At 63.4% G+C, this 13,747-nt stretch carries 13 protein-coding genes; 6 read left to right on the top strand and 7 right to left on the bottom strand.

Annotated elements, in window-relative coordinates:
• Positions 1 to 25: 25 nt before the first annotated feature.
• The 5 genes from GYH35_RS32685 to GYH35_RS32665 form a co-directional block, all read right to left on the bottom strand.
• The gene (locus GYH35_RS32685; protein WP_202624943.1) at positions 26 to 1,573 is read right to left on the bottom strand and encodes a SulP family inorganic anion transporter; all 1,548 of its coding nucleotides are present in this window, start codon (positions 1,571 to 1,573) and stop codon (positions 26 to 28) included.
• A 10-nt stretch (positions 1,574 to 1,583) separates the two neighbouring features.
• Complete coding sequence (locus GYH35_RS32680; RefSeq protein ID WP_161815443.1) at positions 1,584 to 2,276, bottom strand: carbonic anhydrase; 693 nt, start codon at positions 2,274 to 2,276, stop codon at positions 1,584 to 1,586.
• A 58-nt stretch (positions 2,277 to 2,334) separates the two neighbouring features.
• On the bottom strand, positions 2,335 to 3,681 hold the full coding sequence (locus tag GYH35_RS32675; RefSeq protein WP_161815444.1) for an ATP-binding protein: 1,347 nt from the start codon (positions 3,679 to 3,681) through the stop codon (positions 2,335 to 2,337).
• Between the two features lies 1 nt (position 3,682).
• The gene (locus GYH35_RS32670) at positions 3,683 to 4,393 is read right to left on the bottom strand and encodes a response regulator (protein WP_161815445.1); all 711 of its coding nucleotides are present in this window, start codon (positions 4,391 to 4,393) and stop codon (positions 3,683 to 3,685) included.
• 130 nt (positions 4,394 to 4,523) lie between these two features.
• The gene (locus tag GYH35_RS32665) at positions 4,524 to 5,039 is read right to left on the bottom strand and encodes a hypothetical protein (RefSeq protein ID WP_161830560.1); all 516 of its coding nucleotides are present in this window, start codon (positions 5,037 to 5,039) and stop codon (positions 4,524 to 4,526) included.
• 167 nt (positions 5,040 to 5,206) lie between these two features.
• On the opposite strand from GYH35_RS32665, the gene GYH35_RS32660 reads away from it, so the two are divergent.
• A complete protein-coding gene (locus GYH35_RS32660; protein ID WP_161815447.1) occupies positions 5,207 to 7,546 on the top strand; it encodes an NADP-dependent malic enzyme in 2,340 nt (779 codons plus the stop codon).
• Between the two features lie 48 nt (positions 7,547 to 7,594).
• On the opposite strand, the gene GYH35_RS32655 is transcribed toward GYH35_RS32660, so the two are convergent.
• Positions 7,595 to 7,918 carry a PepSY domain-containing protein gene (locus GYH35_RS32655; RefSeq protein ID WP_161830559.1) on the bottom strand — a complete coding sequence of 108 codons (324 nt, stop codon included), beginning with the start codon at positions 7,916 to 7,918 and terminating at the stop codon, positions 7,595 to 7,597.
• Between the two features lie 158 nt (positions 7,919 to 8,076).
• On the opposite strand from GYH35_RS32655, the gene GYH35_RS32650 reads away from it, so the two are divergent.
• From GYH35_RS32650 to GYH35_RS32640, 3 genes are read left to right on the top strand one after another with little or no spacing between them, the layout of a single operon-like run.
• Positions 8,077 to 8,400: a PepSY domain-containing protein gene (locus GYH35_RS32650; protein WP_161815449.1), complete on the top strand. Its 324-nt coding sequence runs from the start codon at positions 8,077 to 8,079 to the stop codon at positions 8,398 to 8,400.
• A gap of 1 nt (position 8,401) precedes the next feature.
• The gene (locus tag GYH35_RS32645; protein ID WP_161815450.1) at positions 8,402 to 9,067 is read left to right on the top strand and encodes a response regulator transcription factor; all 666 of its coding nucleotides are present in this window, start codon (positions 8,402 to 8,404) and stop codon (positions 9,065 to 9,067) included.
• Positions 9,067 to 10,440, top strand: coding sequence for a sensor histidine kinase (locus tag GYH35_RS32640; RefSeq protein WP_161830558.1), 1,374 nt, complete (start codon positions 9,067 to 9,069; stop codon positions 10,438 to 10,440). Before GYH35_RS32645 ends, GYH35_RS32640 begins: the two co-directional genes overlap by 1 nt.
• Positions 10,441 to 10,501: 61 nt before the next feature.
• Here the strand turns inward: GYH35_RS32640 and GYH35_RS32635 are convergent, their stop codons facing one another.
• On the bottom strand, positions 10,502 to 11,218 hold the full coding sequence (locus tag GYH35_RS32635) for a glutamine amidotransferase-related protein (protein WP_161815452.1): 717 nt from the start codon (positions 11,216 to 11,218) through the stop codon (positions 10,502 to 10,504).
• 233 nt (positions 11,219 to 11,451) lie between these two features.
• Between GYH35_RS32635 and GYH35_RS32630 the strand changes: the two genes are divergently transcribed.
• Together GYH35_RS32630 and manD are read left to right on the top strand one after the other, a co-directional pair.
• Positions 11,452 to 12,201 carry a FadR/GntR family transcriptional regulator gene (locus tag GYH35_RS32630; protein ID WP_161815453.1) on the top strand — a complete coding sequence of 250 codons (750 nt, stop codon included), beginning with the start codon at positions 11,452 to 11,454 and terminating at the stop codon, positions 12,199 to 12,201.
• A 112-nt stretch (positions 12,202 to 12,313) separates the two neighbouring features.
• A complete protein-coding gene (gene manD, locus GYH35_RS32625) occupies positions 12,314 to 13,525 on the top strand; it encodes a D-mannonate dehydratase ManD (protein WP_129644403.1) in 1,212 nt (403 codons plus the stop codon).
• Positions 13,526 to 13,747: the final 222 nt, after the last annotated feature.

Here is a 13,747-nt window from a genome sequence, read left to right as displayed (position 1 = left end):
TCTGAAATTGCTGGCATGGGCTGCCTCACAGGCTCGCGGCCTCGGCGAGGCGGCGATGAGGATTGCTGGCATGCATTTCGTTCGTGCCTACCAGCTCCACGCGCGTGCCGGCTTTGCGGCTGCGCTGAATCCAGTCGGCAAGCACTTCCGCGCAGGTGTGATCCAGTACCGTCAGCGCCGCGAGATTCAGACGGATGTGACCGCCGTTCGGCAGCTCGTCGAGAATCTTGGTGAGCCGCGGCAGGCTCAGGAACGTCGCGCGGCCGCGAAACTGCAGCTCGATGTGCGCGTCCTTTTGCTCGACAGTGACATCGAGTTTCAGATCGCGCAGATGAGGCATGAGCTCGAGCAGCGACAGCACCAGGCCGGTCAGCACGCCCGTCAACAGATCGGTGGTGACCACCATGAACAGCGTGCTCGCCCAGATCAGCGCCGGCATCACGCCGTAGTGATGGTAGAGGTGCTTCACATGATCCACGCTCACCAGGCGCCAGCCGGTCACGACCAGCACGCCGGCGAGCGCAGCCATCGGGATCTCACGCAGCAACCAGGGCAGCCCCATCACGAACGCGAGGATCCACACGCCATGCAGGATGGCGGACGCACGAGTCATCGCGCCGGCCTGGATGTTCGCCGAGCTGCGCACGATGACGCCGGTCATCGGCAAGGCGCCGACGGCTCCGCACAGAAAGTTGCCAATGCCCTGCGCACGCAGCTCTTTGTTGTAGTCGGTGCGCACACCATCGTGCATACGATCCACCGCGGCAGCGGAGATCAGCGTTTCGGCGCTGGCGATGAATGCGACGGCCAGCGCGGTCGCGATGAACTGCGGGCTCAACAAGCCGGTGACATCGGCCAGCACCGGCCAGGCCAGGCTGGCGAAGATGGATTCAGGAACATCGACGCGCGTGAGCTCGAGCTGCAGGAAGTACGCAGCCAACGTTGCGAGCGTCACGCCGACCAGCGCGCCAGGAATCAGACGCAGAGTCGAAGGCCTGAAGCGTTCCCAAGCCAACATGGACACGATCGTGATGAGGCCGGCGGCAAAGGCGCTGACCGTGGAGTGCGCTTCGGTGAACAGGCGGAACAGCGAGACCGGAATGGCCAGCAGATTCTCCACGCCGCTCGGCCTGGGCAGATCGCCGAACAACACATGGAACTGACCGATGAAGATCAGAATGCCGATGCCCGCCAGCATGCCGTGCACGACGGCCGGCGATATGGCGCGAAACCATCCACCCAGCTTCGCGGCGCCCGCGATGAACTGAAATCCGCCCGCGAGCAGCAACATCGGACCGAGAGCGGCGATGCCGTACTGGCGGACCAGCTCGAACACAATGACGGCGAGGCCCGCCGCCGGACCGCTGACTTGCAGCGGCGAGCCCGCAAGCGCACCGACGATGATGCCGCCGATGATGCCGGTGATCAGGCCTTTCTCGGCCGGCACGCCCGAGGCAATGGCAATGCCCATGCACAAGGGCATCGCCACCAGAAACACCACGATCGACGCGGTGAAGTCGCGCACAAAGATACTTTGACGGGACATTCCCGCCGCATTCGCAGTGGAGCTCATGGGGTCAGCCTCAGGCGATGCGGCTCAATGCCTGGTGAGCGGCCAGACGCGGCGCATGCGGAAGCGCGACGGGCAACGGCGTATCGTCACGCACGGCCGTGAACTCGCCGCTCTTCTCATCCAGTGCGGAAATGGCGCCGGAGTGAATGTCGACATACCAGCCGTGCAGAGCGATGGCTCCTCGCGCAATGCCAGCAGCGACGGAAGGATGAGTGCGCAAATGCGCCAGCTGACAAACGATGTTTTCCAGCGTCAGCGCGCGCAATCGATCGCGACCTTCGAGATCCGGATAGCACTTGCGCACGACGCCTATTGCAGCGTGCGAGTGACGCAGCCATGCGGCGACGTTGGGCATCTCATCGAGCGCGCCGGGTTTGAGCAGCCCTTCCATCGCGCCGCATCCGGAGTGGCCGCACACGATGATGTCGGTCACGCCGAGCGCCAGCACCGCGTATTCGACCGCCGATGAAACGCCGCCATTCATTTGCGCGAACGGCGGCACGATGTTGCCCGCATTGCGCGTGACAAACAGGTCACCGGGCTCGGCTTGCAGGATGAGCTCGGGGACGATGCGCGAGTCCGCGCAGGAAATCATCAGCGCCTTGGGACTTTGGCCCTTGGTCGCCAATCGGTTGTACAGGTCCGCATGACGTGCGAACACATGCTTTTCGAACTTGAACACACGACCGATGACTTCGTTCATCTCAACCTCGAACTGAGAATCTGTCGAGGTATGAGAGTGCCGGGGTCGTTTTGCTGGTCTACGGCCGGTTCGTTACAAAGTGTTGCTGCCCGTGATCCTCGCGCGGCAGCACCACTTCGGCGCACAGTCCGCCTTCGCGACGATTGCTCAAAATCAGCTTGCCGCCGGCGGCGGCGACGGCGCGTACGGCAATGGGAATGCCCAGACCGACCCCGGACGTATTGCGTTGACGAGCGGGATCGAGGCGTTGAAAGGGCTCCAGAACGCGCTGCATGTCCGCTTCGGGAATGCCGGGCCCGTCGTCCTCGACGCGAATGCGGAGGGCGTCGTGATCCACGGACAAGTACACCCACGCGCGATTGCCGTATTGAACCGCATTGTTGGTGAGATTGCTCAAGGCGCGCTTGAACTCGACGGGCCGGAACCTCGCATCGCAATGCTCGGGTCCGAAATAGGTTATGTCGTAGCCGCGATCCTGCAGATCATCGACCACGGTCGCGAGCAGCACGGCCAGATCGACGAGACACGGCTTCTCGGCATGATCGTCGCCGCGGAAATACGTGAGCAGCGAGTCGAGCATCAGCTCCATCTCGTCGAGGTCATGGATCAGCGCATCGCGCGTCTGCACCTCGTTTACACCGTCGACGCTCAGCCGCAGCCGCGCCAACGGCGTCCGCAGATCGTGGCCTACCGCAGCGAGCGCTTCAGTCCGATCTTTGATCATCGTCACAATGCGACCCTGCATATCGTTGTATGCGCGGATCAAACGCCGGAACTCGGCCGGGCCCTGCTCTTCCAGCACCGTCGAATTGCCGTATCCCACGCGGGTGACCGCATCGGCAAGCAAGCCCAGCGGCCGCAGGATGACGCGCAATGTCACGAGCGCGATCACCACCAGCGCGACCATCGGCAGACTGGCAATGAAGACCCGCTGCAACTTGAGCGGCCACTCGCCGACCAGGTCCTGCGCGCGGAAATGCAGCCACGAGCCATCCGAGAGTTGCAGCGAGCCGATGACCACCGTTGCATTTCCCGCCGAGCCCAGGTGCAGACGCAGGTCCTTGCCGCGCAGGCTCGGCTCCCACAACACCATCTGCCGATGCATCTGCACCAGCGCGTCGGAGCGCTCACCCGGATCGATCGGCTGGCGAAACCAGCCGAGCTTGAAATGTTCGGTGGAGCTGAAGTCGACGATTTTGGAACGACGCTCGGGCTCTTCGCGCTCGAGCATGCGAGCGACGACGACGATGTGCTCCGAGGTGCGGCGCGCCTCTTCTTCGCGAAGGCTGAAGCGGCTCGCGCCCTCGTACAGCAACGTATTCGCGGTCAAGCCGACGATGGCCGTGATCGTGACCACGGCGAGCACACTGGCTAGAGCACCCCGAGGGACGAGCGTGATGCGCATCTCAATCGTGAGTCACGTCAGCGGTCAGCATGTATCCGACGCCACGCACGGTGCTGATCGGCGCCGGCTGCCCCGCGTTCGAGAGCTTGCGTCGCAGGCGACTGACGAGCACGTCGATGCTGCGGTCGGAGGCATCGCCCAAGCGCACGCGCGACAGTTCGATCAACCGATCGCGTCCGAGAATGCGCTGCGGACTGCCGATGAAGGCGGTGAGCAGGTCGAATTCGGCGCCCGTGAGGTCAATACTCGCACCGCTCGGCGACAACACCGACCGACGGCGCAGATCGACCATCCAGCCCGCGAACCGTACTTTTTCCTCGCGCGCCTGATTCGGATCGCTGTTGCTGGGGCGACGACGCAGCACCGCGCGTATTCGCGCCAGCAGCTCGCGCGTGCCGAACGGTTTGGGAATGTAGTCATCCGCCCCGAGCTCCAGCCCGATGACGCGATCCGTTTCATCGCCCTTGGCGCTGACGAAAATGATCGGCGTATCGCTGCGCGCGCGCAGCTCGCGACATAAGTCGATGCCGCTGTGGCCGGGGAGCATGATGTCGAGAAGAATCAGATCGACCGGGCGCTGCTCGAGCGAATTCCACATCTCCGGCCCGGAACGGGCCTGATAAACGGCGAAACCGTTCTGCTGGAGCGCGCGGGCAATCAGCACTCGAAGACCCGGATCATCCTCGACGACGAGGACAGCTGGGGCAGTCATGCGACGTTTCAGGAATCTTGGCTGCGTTGAGAACGCGGCATCTAGCCCGCTCACCGTCGCCGAGTCAACCTGCTTTGAAACTTAATGACAGCCGCGCCGGTCCCAACACCTGCCGGCATTCGTCGGCGAACTAGTTCGCGACCGCCGGCTGATAGTTTTGGGCAAGCGGCGGCGCTTCGATCGCGAGCGCCAGCGCCTCGCGCGCCAGCTCGATCAAGCGTCGCGTGCAGTATTCGTACTCGCCGCGAGTGACGACGATCGACCACGACACTGCGCCGCCCTGTTCTGTGACGCGCAACATTGCTCTTGCCGGATCGATGCGGGCCGCGTCCCGGCCCGGCGTCTGCGCGGCGCGCGCCAGCGTCTTCAATTCCCGATACAACGCCGAGCCGGCGCCCGCTTCCAGCAAGGCAGCGAACGTCAGCGTCGCGGCTTCGATGTCAATGCGCAGCCGGCTGATTCGTCCGTCCGGCCATTCGATATCGACAGGCATGCGGCCGACGCGCAGCTTGCCTTCTTGAAAGCTTCGCAGCTCGCCGCGCTCGACCAAGGCACGCAAGGCCGCGCAAACCGCCTTGACCTCTTTCGAGCGGCGGATGGGCGCGACAAAGTCACAGGAGTGGGTCATGTCCGTGTGATTACTCATAACCTGATTCACCTACCGAGCGGTAGGCGTTGCATAGGATAGGCCGTCGCGGCGGCCGGCTCCAGTACCCTTTCGCAACTTGTATGCAGGAGACGCGTGAATCGCATACAGTGACGCCCCCAAATCTGCATGAATTGTTCTTTAGGGTCGTCAAAGAGTCCCGGTGAATGAGTCAAGACAGCTCCTTATCAGCTAACGCGCGCGATAATCTCCGCCAGGCCGCCCTCGCCTATCACGAGCTGCCGACGCCTGGAAAGCTGGCCATCACGGCCACCAAGCAATTGACCAACCAGCGCGATCTGGCGCTGGCGTACTCGCCCGGCGTAGCTGCGGCGTGCGAAGCGATTGCCGACGATCCTCTGGCGGCATTCCGTTACACCGCGCGCGGCAACCTGGTGGCTGTCATCACCAACGGCACGGCCGTGCTCGGCCTCGGCGCCATCGGGCCGCTGGCCGCCAAGCCGGTGATGGAAGGCAAAGCCGTGCTGTTCAAGAAATTCGCCGGCATCGACGTGTTCGACATCGAGCTGGATGTGAACGATCCCGACCGCCTGGTCGACGTGATCGCCGCGCTCGAGCCCACCTTCGGCGGCATCAACCTCGAGGACATCAAGGCGCCGGAGTGCTTCATCATCGAGCGCCGCCTGCGCGAGCGCATGAAAATCCCGGTGTTTCACGACGACCAGCATGGCACTGCCATCATCGTCGCGGCCGCCGTGCTGAACGGTTTGCAGGTGGTCGACAAGGACATCAAATCGGTGAAGCTGGCGGTCAGCGGTGCGGGCGCCGCCGCGCTCGCCTGCGTCGATCTGCTCGTCGACATCGGCCTGCCGCGCGAAAACGTGTGGCTCACCGACCTCGCCGGTGTCGTGTACGCGGGCCGCAAGGAATTGATGGATCCCGAGAAGGAGCGATTCGCACAGCCGACCGATAAGCGCACGCTCGCCGAAATCGTGGTCGACGCCGACATATTCCTGGGCCTCTCGGCCGGCGGCGTGTTGAAGCCGCAGATGGTGTCGACCATGAAGCCGCGCCCCTTGATTCTGGCGCTCGCGAATCCGACGCCGGAAATCCTGCCCGAAGAAGTCGCGGCCGTGCGCAGCGACGCGGTGATGGCCACCGGCCGCACCGACTATCCGAATCAAGTGAACAACGTCCTGTGCTTCCCCTATATTTTCCGGGGCGCGCTCGATGTTGGTGCAACGACGATCACCCGCTCGATGGAAATCGCCGCGGTCCATGCGATCGCCGAACTGGCGCGCCAGGAACAGAACGACATCGTCGCCAGCGCCTACAACACAGAAAATCTTACATTCGGTCCGCAGTACATCATTCCGAAACCGTTCGACCCGCGCTTGATCGTGAAGATCGCGCCGGCGGTGGCGAAAGCGGCGATGGACAGCGGCGTGGCCACGCGCCCGATCCAGGACTTCGACGCGTACAGTCAGAAGCTGCAGCAGTTCGTGTATCACAGCGGCACGTTCATGCAGCCGGTGTTCGCCGCTGCCCGTCGCGTCGCCAAGGAACATTCGCGCATCATCTTCGCCGAAGGTGAAGAGGAACGCGTGTTGCGGGCCGCGCAGATTCTGGTCGACGAGAAGCTGGGCCGTCCGATCCTGATCGGCCGGCGCGCCGTCATCGACAAGCGCATCCAGAAATATGGATTGCGACTGAAGCGCGACGAGCACTTCTCGAATGTCGATCCCGAGTACGATCCGCGCTATCGCGAATACTGGGAAGATTATCGCCGACTGATGGGCCGCCAGGGCGTCACCGCGCAGTACGCCAAGCTCGAAATGCGCCGGCGCACGACGCTGATCGCGGCGATGCTGATGAAGAAAGGCGAAGGCGATGGCTTGATCTGCGGCACCATCAGCAGCAGCGGCCGCCATCTCAAATACGTCGACCGCGTGCTGGGCAAGAAGCCGGGCACGAGCGTTTACGGCGCGATGAGCGCGCTGGTTCTTCCCGACCGGAACTTGTTCATCGTCGATACGCACGTGAACCTGGATCCGACCGCCGAGCAACTGGCGGAGATCACCCTCATGGCCGCTGAAGAAGTCAGAAACTTCGGCATCGAGCCCAAGATCGCGCTGATCTCACATTCGAATTTCGGCACCAGCGACGCACCGTCGGCGCTGAAGATGCGCCGCGTGCTGGAGCTCGTGCGAGCCAGCGCGCCGGAGCTCGAGATCGACGGCGAGATGCACGGCGACTCGGCGCTCGATGAGAAAATCCGCAAGACGGCGCTGCCGGAGACGGCGCTGCATGGCTCGGCGAACCTGCTGGTGCTGCCGAATCTGGATGCGGCGAATATTGCTTATAACTTGCTGAAGACCGCCGCCGGTCAGAACGTGGCGATCGGGCCGATTCTGCTCGGCTGCGCCGCGCCGGTGACCATCCTGACACCGTCGGTGACGGTGCGCCGTATTGTGAACATGGCGGCGTTGACCGTCGTGCACGCCAACGCGGCGAAGCAGATTCAGCTGGGGCTGTCCTCGCCCTGAGCAAACAGTAACGGTCGCTCCCGTTCGGGAGCGACCGTTGTCACGCCGTTACTTGCGCTTCTTGCGATCGTCGTCGTCATACTCGTGTGACAGCGTCTCGCCATTGCGGCGATCGATCATCAACTCGATCTCGCGGCCCTGCGCGTCATAGCCCTCGACCTCGGCGAGCAGATCGCGCACCTTGATCTCCTTGACCTTGATGCCCTGCGCGGTGAGACGGCTCTCGATTTCGCCCACGCTCAGCGCATTCGCGGGTACCTGGACGACAGACTCGGGCGGGTTCTGCGCCCAGGCCGATGCGCCTGCCGCGCCCGTCATCGTCACCACCGTCGCCAGCATCACGGCGCGCACGCCGCTCGTGCCAATAGTCATGAGTCTTCTCCTGTGTAAAACTGCCTGCAAATCAGCGGCCCGCTTCACCAAGCAAAGCATCGGGCTGCCATGGCGACCCAATCTACGCAGGGCATGCTGACGGCAGGCCGTCACCCCTCGTCAGCTTGGCGTCAGCGCCTGGCAGTCACAGTAACGCCATGAAATCCAGACTTGCAGTGGCCCTTATCCTGCTGCTCAGCACGCTGTCGCTGGGCGTATCCACCGGACTGGCCGACAAAAAAGACCGGAAGAAAGAGCACACCGTGGTGCGCGAAGCCCTACAGCGCGGCGAAGTGCTGCCGCTGGTCAAGATCCTGGCCATCGCCAACCAGCAGGTGCCCGGCGACGTGATCGAGGTGGAGCTGGAAGAAGAGAAGATCGGGCTGATCTACGAAATAAAAATACTCACTGGCAACGGCCGCGTGCGCGAAGTGAAAATAGACGCCCGCACCGGCAACGTGATCAAGATCGAGGACGATTGATTTGCGAGCCCTGGTGATCGAAGACGAAGCAGCGGTCGCGCAGGACGTGGCGCAAGCCTTGTCGAGCGCCGGCTTCGTCGTGGACATCGCCAGCGAAGGCGAAGACGCCTGGTACAAAGGCAGCGTCGAGGATTACGACGTCGCGGTGCTGGATCTCGGCTTGCCTCGCATCGACGGCCTGTCGGTGCTGAAGCGCTGGCGCAGTGCGCAGCGAACGTTTCCTGTGTTGATTCTCTCGGCCCGCAACGACTGGACCGAAAAAGTCGCGGGCATCGAAGCCGGCGCCGACGATTATCTCGGCAAACCTTTTGAGATGGGCGAGCTGATCGCACGCATCCGCGGACTGGTCCGGCGCGCCGCCGGCCGGGCTTCTTCGACCATCGAAGTCGGCGAGCTCGTGCTCGACACGCATCGCATGTCGGCCACTTTCGGCGGCCGCCCGCTACGACTGTCACAATTGGAATTTCGTTTCCTCGACTATCTCGCTCATCAAAGCGGCCGCGCCGTTTCGGCCGGCGAGCTTGCGGAACATTTGTATGGCGCCGACGAGCCCGGCGATTCCAACGCCATCGAAGCGCTGGTCGTGCGGCTGCGACGCAAGATCGGCCCGCAGGTGATCGAGACCCGCCGCGGCTTTGGATATTTGCTCGCGGGTGACGGTGGGTGATGCCGCGATCCTTGCGCGTTCGGCTGTTGCTGGGCGCCGCGATCGCAATCTTCCTCGCCCTGGCGGCGGCCTGGGTGGCCATGACGCTGCTGTTCGAGCGTCATGTGGAGCGCCGCGTCCAAGCCGACCTGATCCGCGACGGCCTGCAACTCGCCGCGGCACTCTCCGTCGCGACTGACGGCACACCCGCACTGGAGCACGAGCCGGGCGACGCCCGTTTCTTCGAGCCCGCCAGCGGCCTGTATTGGCAGGTCTCGACGCCGCAAGGCGCGTTGAATTCGCGATCCCTGTGGGATCAGCATCTGCCCGATCCCAGGAACGTCAATTCATTGGAGTGGAAGAGCCGCACCCTCGATGGGCCGTTCAATCAGCAGGTGCTGCTGGTCGAACGCTTCATTCGCCCCGAGCGGGCGGGCGCCGATGTCCTGATTCAATTGGCGCACGAGCAACGATCGCTGCACGAAGCGAGCGAGGAATTCGGCGAGGAGCTGGCGTTGTTCCTTGCGATTCTCTGGTTCATCTTGTCCGCCGCCGCGTGGGTGCAAGTCGAGCTGGGCCTGCGACCGCTGCGTCACGTGCGTAACGAAGTAGAAACATTGAAGCGCAACCCTCGCGAGCGCATCGTCGCGGCGCACGTCACCGAGATCGAGCCGCTCACCCTGGCGATCAACGAGCTAGCGGACGCGCGCGAGAAAGATTTGAGTCGTGCACGCCGTCGCGCCGCCGATCTCGCCCATGGCTTGAAAACACCGCTCGCGGCTTTGTCGGCGCAGAGTCGTCGTGCTCGCGAGGCTGGCGCGACTGAAGCAGCTGACGGCTTGGATCAAGCCATCGCCGCAGCGACGTCTGCAATCGAAGGCGAGCTGGCTCGCAGTCGCGCCGCAGCCATTCGCGCGGCTCCCAGCGGCGATACCACGATCGCGCTGCCGCTGATCGAATCGCTGGTCGGTGTCGTGGAAAAGACGGAGTTCGGCGCGAGGCTGGTGTTCGAGGTCAATATTCCCGAAGACCTGCACTTGCCCGTCGCCGGCGAAGATCTGCTCGAGATCGCAGGCGCGCTGATCGAGAACGCAGCGCGTTATGCACGCCGACGCGTTCGGATTACCGGACAAGCCGTCGAAGGCGGATTGTTATCGGTGGAGGACGATGGCCCCGGCATCGAATCGGAAAAGATCGCCGAAGCACTGATGCGCGGCGGACGACTCGACGAGGCCGGCTCCGGCCACGGCCTCGGCCTCGCCATTGCGAACGATCTGGTGGACGCCACACGCGGCGCCATCACGCTGCTGCGTTCGGACCTAGGTGGACTGCAAGTCACAGTCGCCTGGCCCGCGCCAGAACGCCCAGCGCACCCCGGCCGCAAAGGGCGCTAGCCCTTCGGCTCGGAACGGGCGATCTTCCGGCGAAGGCCGGGCACGAAGGGCGTTAGCCCTGTCAACCCTGGGTGGGCGGGTGGGCTCCCAAAAAATTCCGGATCCAGCCGGCCACACGATGCGCATCGTTCGGCTTCTGCAAAGAAGAAGCCGCCGCATCCGCAAACTCCTGCTGATACCGCGTCCCTCGCCGTAGATCGATCAAAGCCGTCGCATACTCCGGCGAGAACTCCGGATGACCCTGAAACGAAATCGCCCGCCGCTCCGGATACTCGAGCACGGCATAAGGCGTGAATTCGCTAGCCGCGAGCACCTTCGCATCCACCGGCAGCTCGATGATCTGATCCTGATGCGACACCGGAATGCTCAGCTGCAACCCGGCATCCGAATTCATCCAGTCAGCGCGCCGTTTGATCTCATAGCTGTGCAGCCCCACGCCCCACCCTTTCGGCGATTTCGCCACGCGCCCGCCGTACGCCTCCGCCATGACTTGATGACCGAAACAAATACCAACCATGGGCGTGCGACCGGACGACTGCTGAATGAATTGCTTCAGCGGCTCGATCCACGCATCGCCGTCATACACACCGGAAGCGGAGCCAGTGATGAGATATGCATCGTGGCGATCGGCCTGCTCGGGCAGGTGACCGCCGCGCACGTCGTAATAGGCGTAACGGTAGTCCGGCCCCAACATCTGCCGGAACATATCGCCATACGAGCCAAACCGATTCTTCAGATCCGCCGGCGGCGCGCCGGTCTCCAGGATGCCCAGGTCCATCGCGATCTCAGCAAGGAAACAGTGGCGCATAGCATAGCAATGGCCCGAGCTCATCACTAGGAAATTGGCCTGACCAATTGGCCAAGTATGGTCAGGCCAGATGCCGTAATCGCCTGCCCAGGGCATCCGGCCGGTCGGTGGATTCAACTGAATTCGCCGGGTGGGTCGCTTGTGACAATTGGTCAAGCCAGCAATAATGCGACTCACCCGCCACCGACCCGCGAACCCCCAAAATGGCCGCAGACACCCAGCGACTGTACGAGCGCATCGCGCAGAAGCTGGCGAGCGGCATAGCGCGAGGCGAGTACAAGGTCGGCCAGCGCCTGCCCTCGGAGCGCGAGCTGGCGCAGAACTTCTCGGTGTCGCGTCCGACGATTCGTGAAGCCATCATTGCGCTGGAACTGGATCGCCTCGTCGAAGTGCGCGTCGGCTCCGGCGTGTATGTCATGAACACCGAACCGCCCGGCGGCAAAGCCGGCGCGACCGATATTGGCCCGTTCGAATTGCTCGAGGCGCGGCGCTCCATCGAAGGCGAAGCGTGCGCGCTTGCCGCCACTCGCATCGACGATTCCCAACTCGCCGAGCTGGCTGCGCTGCTCAACGAAATGCGCACGGAAAATGAGCATGACATCATGCTCAGCGAGGACGCCGACCGCCGTTTTCACGAGGTCATCGCGACCGCTACTCAGAACAGCGGCATTCTCGCGGCCGTGAAAATGCTCTGGGATGCGCGCACCCGCTCACCGCAGAGTCGCTCGCTCAGCGCCAAGGTGCGGGCGACCGGCGTCAAGCCTCGAATCGACGAGCACACCGCGATCCTCAAAGCGCTTCGCCAACGTGACGCCGATGGCGCCCGCGAGGCGATGCGCGAGCATTTGACGCGCGTCATCGATGCCTTGCTCAAGGCCACCGAAGTCCAGGAACTGGAGCGCGCGCGTCAGCAGATCGCCGAGCAACGCAAGCGTTACGCCGCCAACAAGTAGGCGGGTTCCGGCCGATCGGGCTCGGCGCCACAGATTGGGCAGCCAATCGTTGACATCCGCAATTGGTCAGGCCAGAGTGGCATGACCAATACCCGACTCTGCGACTTGAGCCATGCACACCATCGTCGACGCCCGCGTCATCATCACCTGCCCGGGCCGCAACTTCGTCACCCTCAAGATCACGACCAAGAGCGGCGTGTATGGCCTGGGCGATGCCACCCTGAATGGCCGCGAGCTCGCGGTGGCCAGCTATCTCACGGATCACGTGGTCCCCTGTTTGATCGGCCGCGACGCGCGCCAGATCGAAGACATCTGGCAGTTCTTCTATCGCGGCGCCTATTGGCGTCGAGGCCCTGTCACCATGACCGCGATCGCCGCGGTCGACGTTGCTTTGTGGGACATCAAGGCCAAGAACGCGAACATGCCGCTGTACGACCTGCTCGGCGGCGCGAGCCGCACGGGCGTGATGGTGTACGGCCACGCCAACGGCAAAGACCTCGACGAGACCATCGCGCAGGCGAAGAAGTACAAGGAGATGGGCTACAAGGCGATCCGCTTGCAGAGCGGCGTGCCCGGCCTGGCGTCGACCTATGGCGTTTCCAAGGACAAGCTCTACTACGAGCCGGCCGACGCCGCGAAGCCCACCGAGAATGTCTGGTCGACGATCAAATATCTGCCGACCGTGCCGAAGTTGTTTGCCGCCGCCCGCGAGACGCTCGGCTGGGACGTGCATCTGCTGCACGACGTGCACCATCGCCTGACGCCGCTCGAAGCCGGCCGCCTCGGCAAGGATCTCGAACCGTTCCGTCCGTTCTGGCTGGAGGACGCCACGCCCGCTGAAAACCAGGCAGGCTTCCGCACGATTCGCCAGCACACCACGACGCCGCTGGCCGTCGGCGAAGTGTTCAACTCGGTGTGGGACGCGAAGCAGCTGCTCGATGAGCAATTGATCGATTACATCCGCACGACCATCGTGCACGCCGGCGGCATCAGTCACGTCCGCCGGATCGCGCACCTCGCCGAATTGAACAATGTGAGAACCGGTTTCCACGGCGCGACCGATCTGTCGCCCGTCTGCATGGGCGCAGCGTTGCATTTCGATCTGTGGGTGCCGAACTTCGGCATTCAGGAATACATGCGCCACACCGACGAAACCGACGCAGTGTTCCCGCACGCGTACACGTTCTCGAATGGCGAACTGCATCCGGGCGAAGCGCCGGGACACGGTGTCGACATCGACGAAGCGCTGGCCGCGAAATATCCCTATCGGCCGGCGAGCCTGCCAGTGAACCGCCTCGAGGACGGCACGCTGTTCAACTGGTAGCAGCCCTGCCCACTGCGTGCGGACAGGTGTCTACTAAATTGGACACCTTCCTCACGCCGCCTGCTCCCGCCCTCGGCATGATATGAGGCATCTGACGCCTCACGCGTGATTGGCACAGCCCTTGCTATCTGGCTCCACGAGTTCAATGCGCAACTCGTAAGAACCGGATCAGGGAGCTGTTACAATGAATCGACAATATATATACGGCGCGCTGGCGAACTC

It is taken from the genome of Steroidobacter agaridevorans (assembly GCF_009932555.1).
Classification (GTDB): domain Bacteria; phylum Pseudomonadota; class Gammaproteobacteria; order Steroidobacterales; family Steroidobacteraceae; genus Steroidobacter; species Steroidobacter agaridevorans.
The sequence above is the reverse complement of the archived record's forward strand: the minus strand, read 5'-3'. Positions and strand labels throughout refer to the sequence as shown.

Bases quoted from the DNA above. Each gene is read 5' to 3' on its own strand.
- GYH35_RS32685 (WP_202624943.1), bottom strand. From the start codon at position 1,573: ATGAGCTCCACTGCGAATGCGGCGGGAATGTCCCGTCAAAGTATCTTT.
- GYH35_RS32680 (WP_161815443.1), bottom strand. From the start codon at position 2,276: ATGAACGAAGTCATCGGTCGTGTGTTCAAGTTCGAAAAGCATGTGTTC.
- GYH35_RS32675 (WP_161815444.1), bottom strand. From the start codon at position 3,681: ATGCGCATCACGCTCGTCCCTCGGGGTGCTCTAGCCAGTGTGCTCGCC.
- GYH35_RS32670 (WP_161815445.1), bottom strand. From the start codon at position 4,393: ATGACTGCCCCAGCTGTCCTCGTCGTCGAGGATGATCCGGGTCTTCGA.
- GYH35_RS32665 (WP_161830560.1), bottom strand. From the start codon at position 5,039: ATGAGTAATCACACGGACATGACCCACTCCTGTGACTTTGTCGCGCCC.
- GYH35_RS32660 (WP_161815447.1), top strand. From the start codon at position 5,207: ATGAGTCAAGACAGCTCCTTATCAGCTAACGCGCGCGATAATCTCCGC.
- GYH35_RS32655 (WP_161830559.1), bottom strand. From the start codon at position 7,918: ATGACTATTGGCACGAGCGGCGTGCGCGCCGTGATGCTGGCGACGGTG.
- GYH35_RS32650 (WP_161815449.1), top strand. From the start codon at position 8,077: ATGAAATCCAGACTTGCAGTGGCCCTTATCCTGCTGCTCAGCACGCTG.
- GYH35_RS32640 (WP_161830558.1), top strand. From the start codon at position 9,067: ATGCCGCGATCCTTGCGCGTTCGGCTGTTGCTGGGCGCCGCGATCGCA.
- GYH35_RS32635 (WP_161815452.1), bottom strand. From the start codon at position 11,218: ATGGACCTGGGCATCCTGGAGACCGGCGCGCCGCCGGCGGATCTGAAG.
- GYH35_RS32630 (WP_161815453.1), top strand. From the start codon at position 11,452: ATGGCCGCAGACACCCAGCGACTGTACGAGCGCATCGCGCAGAAGCTG.
- manD (WP_129644403.1), top strand. From the start codon at position 12,314: ATGCACACCATCGTCGACGCCCGCGTCATCATCACCTGCCCGGGCCGC.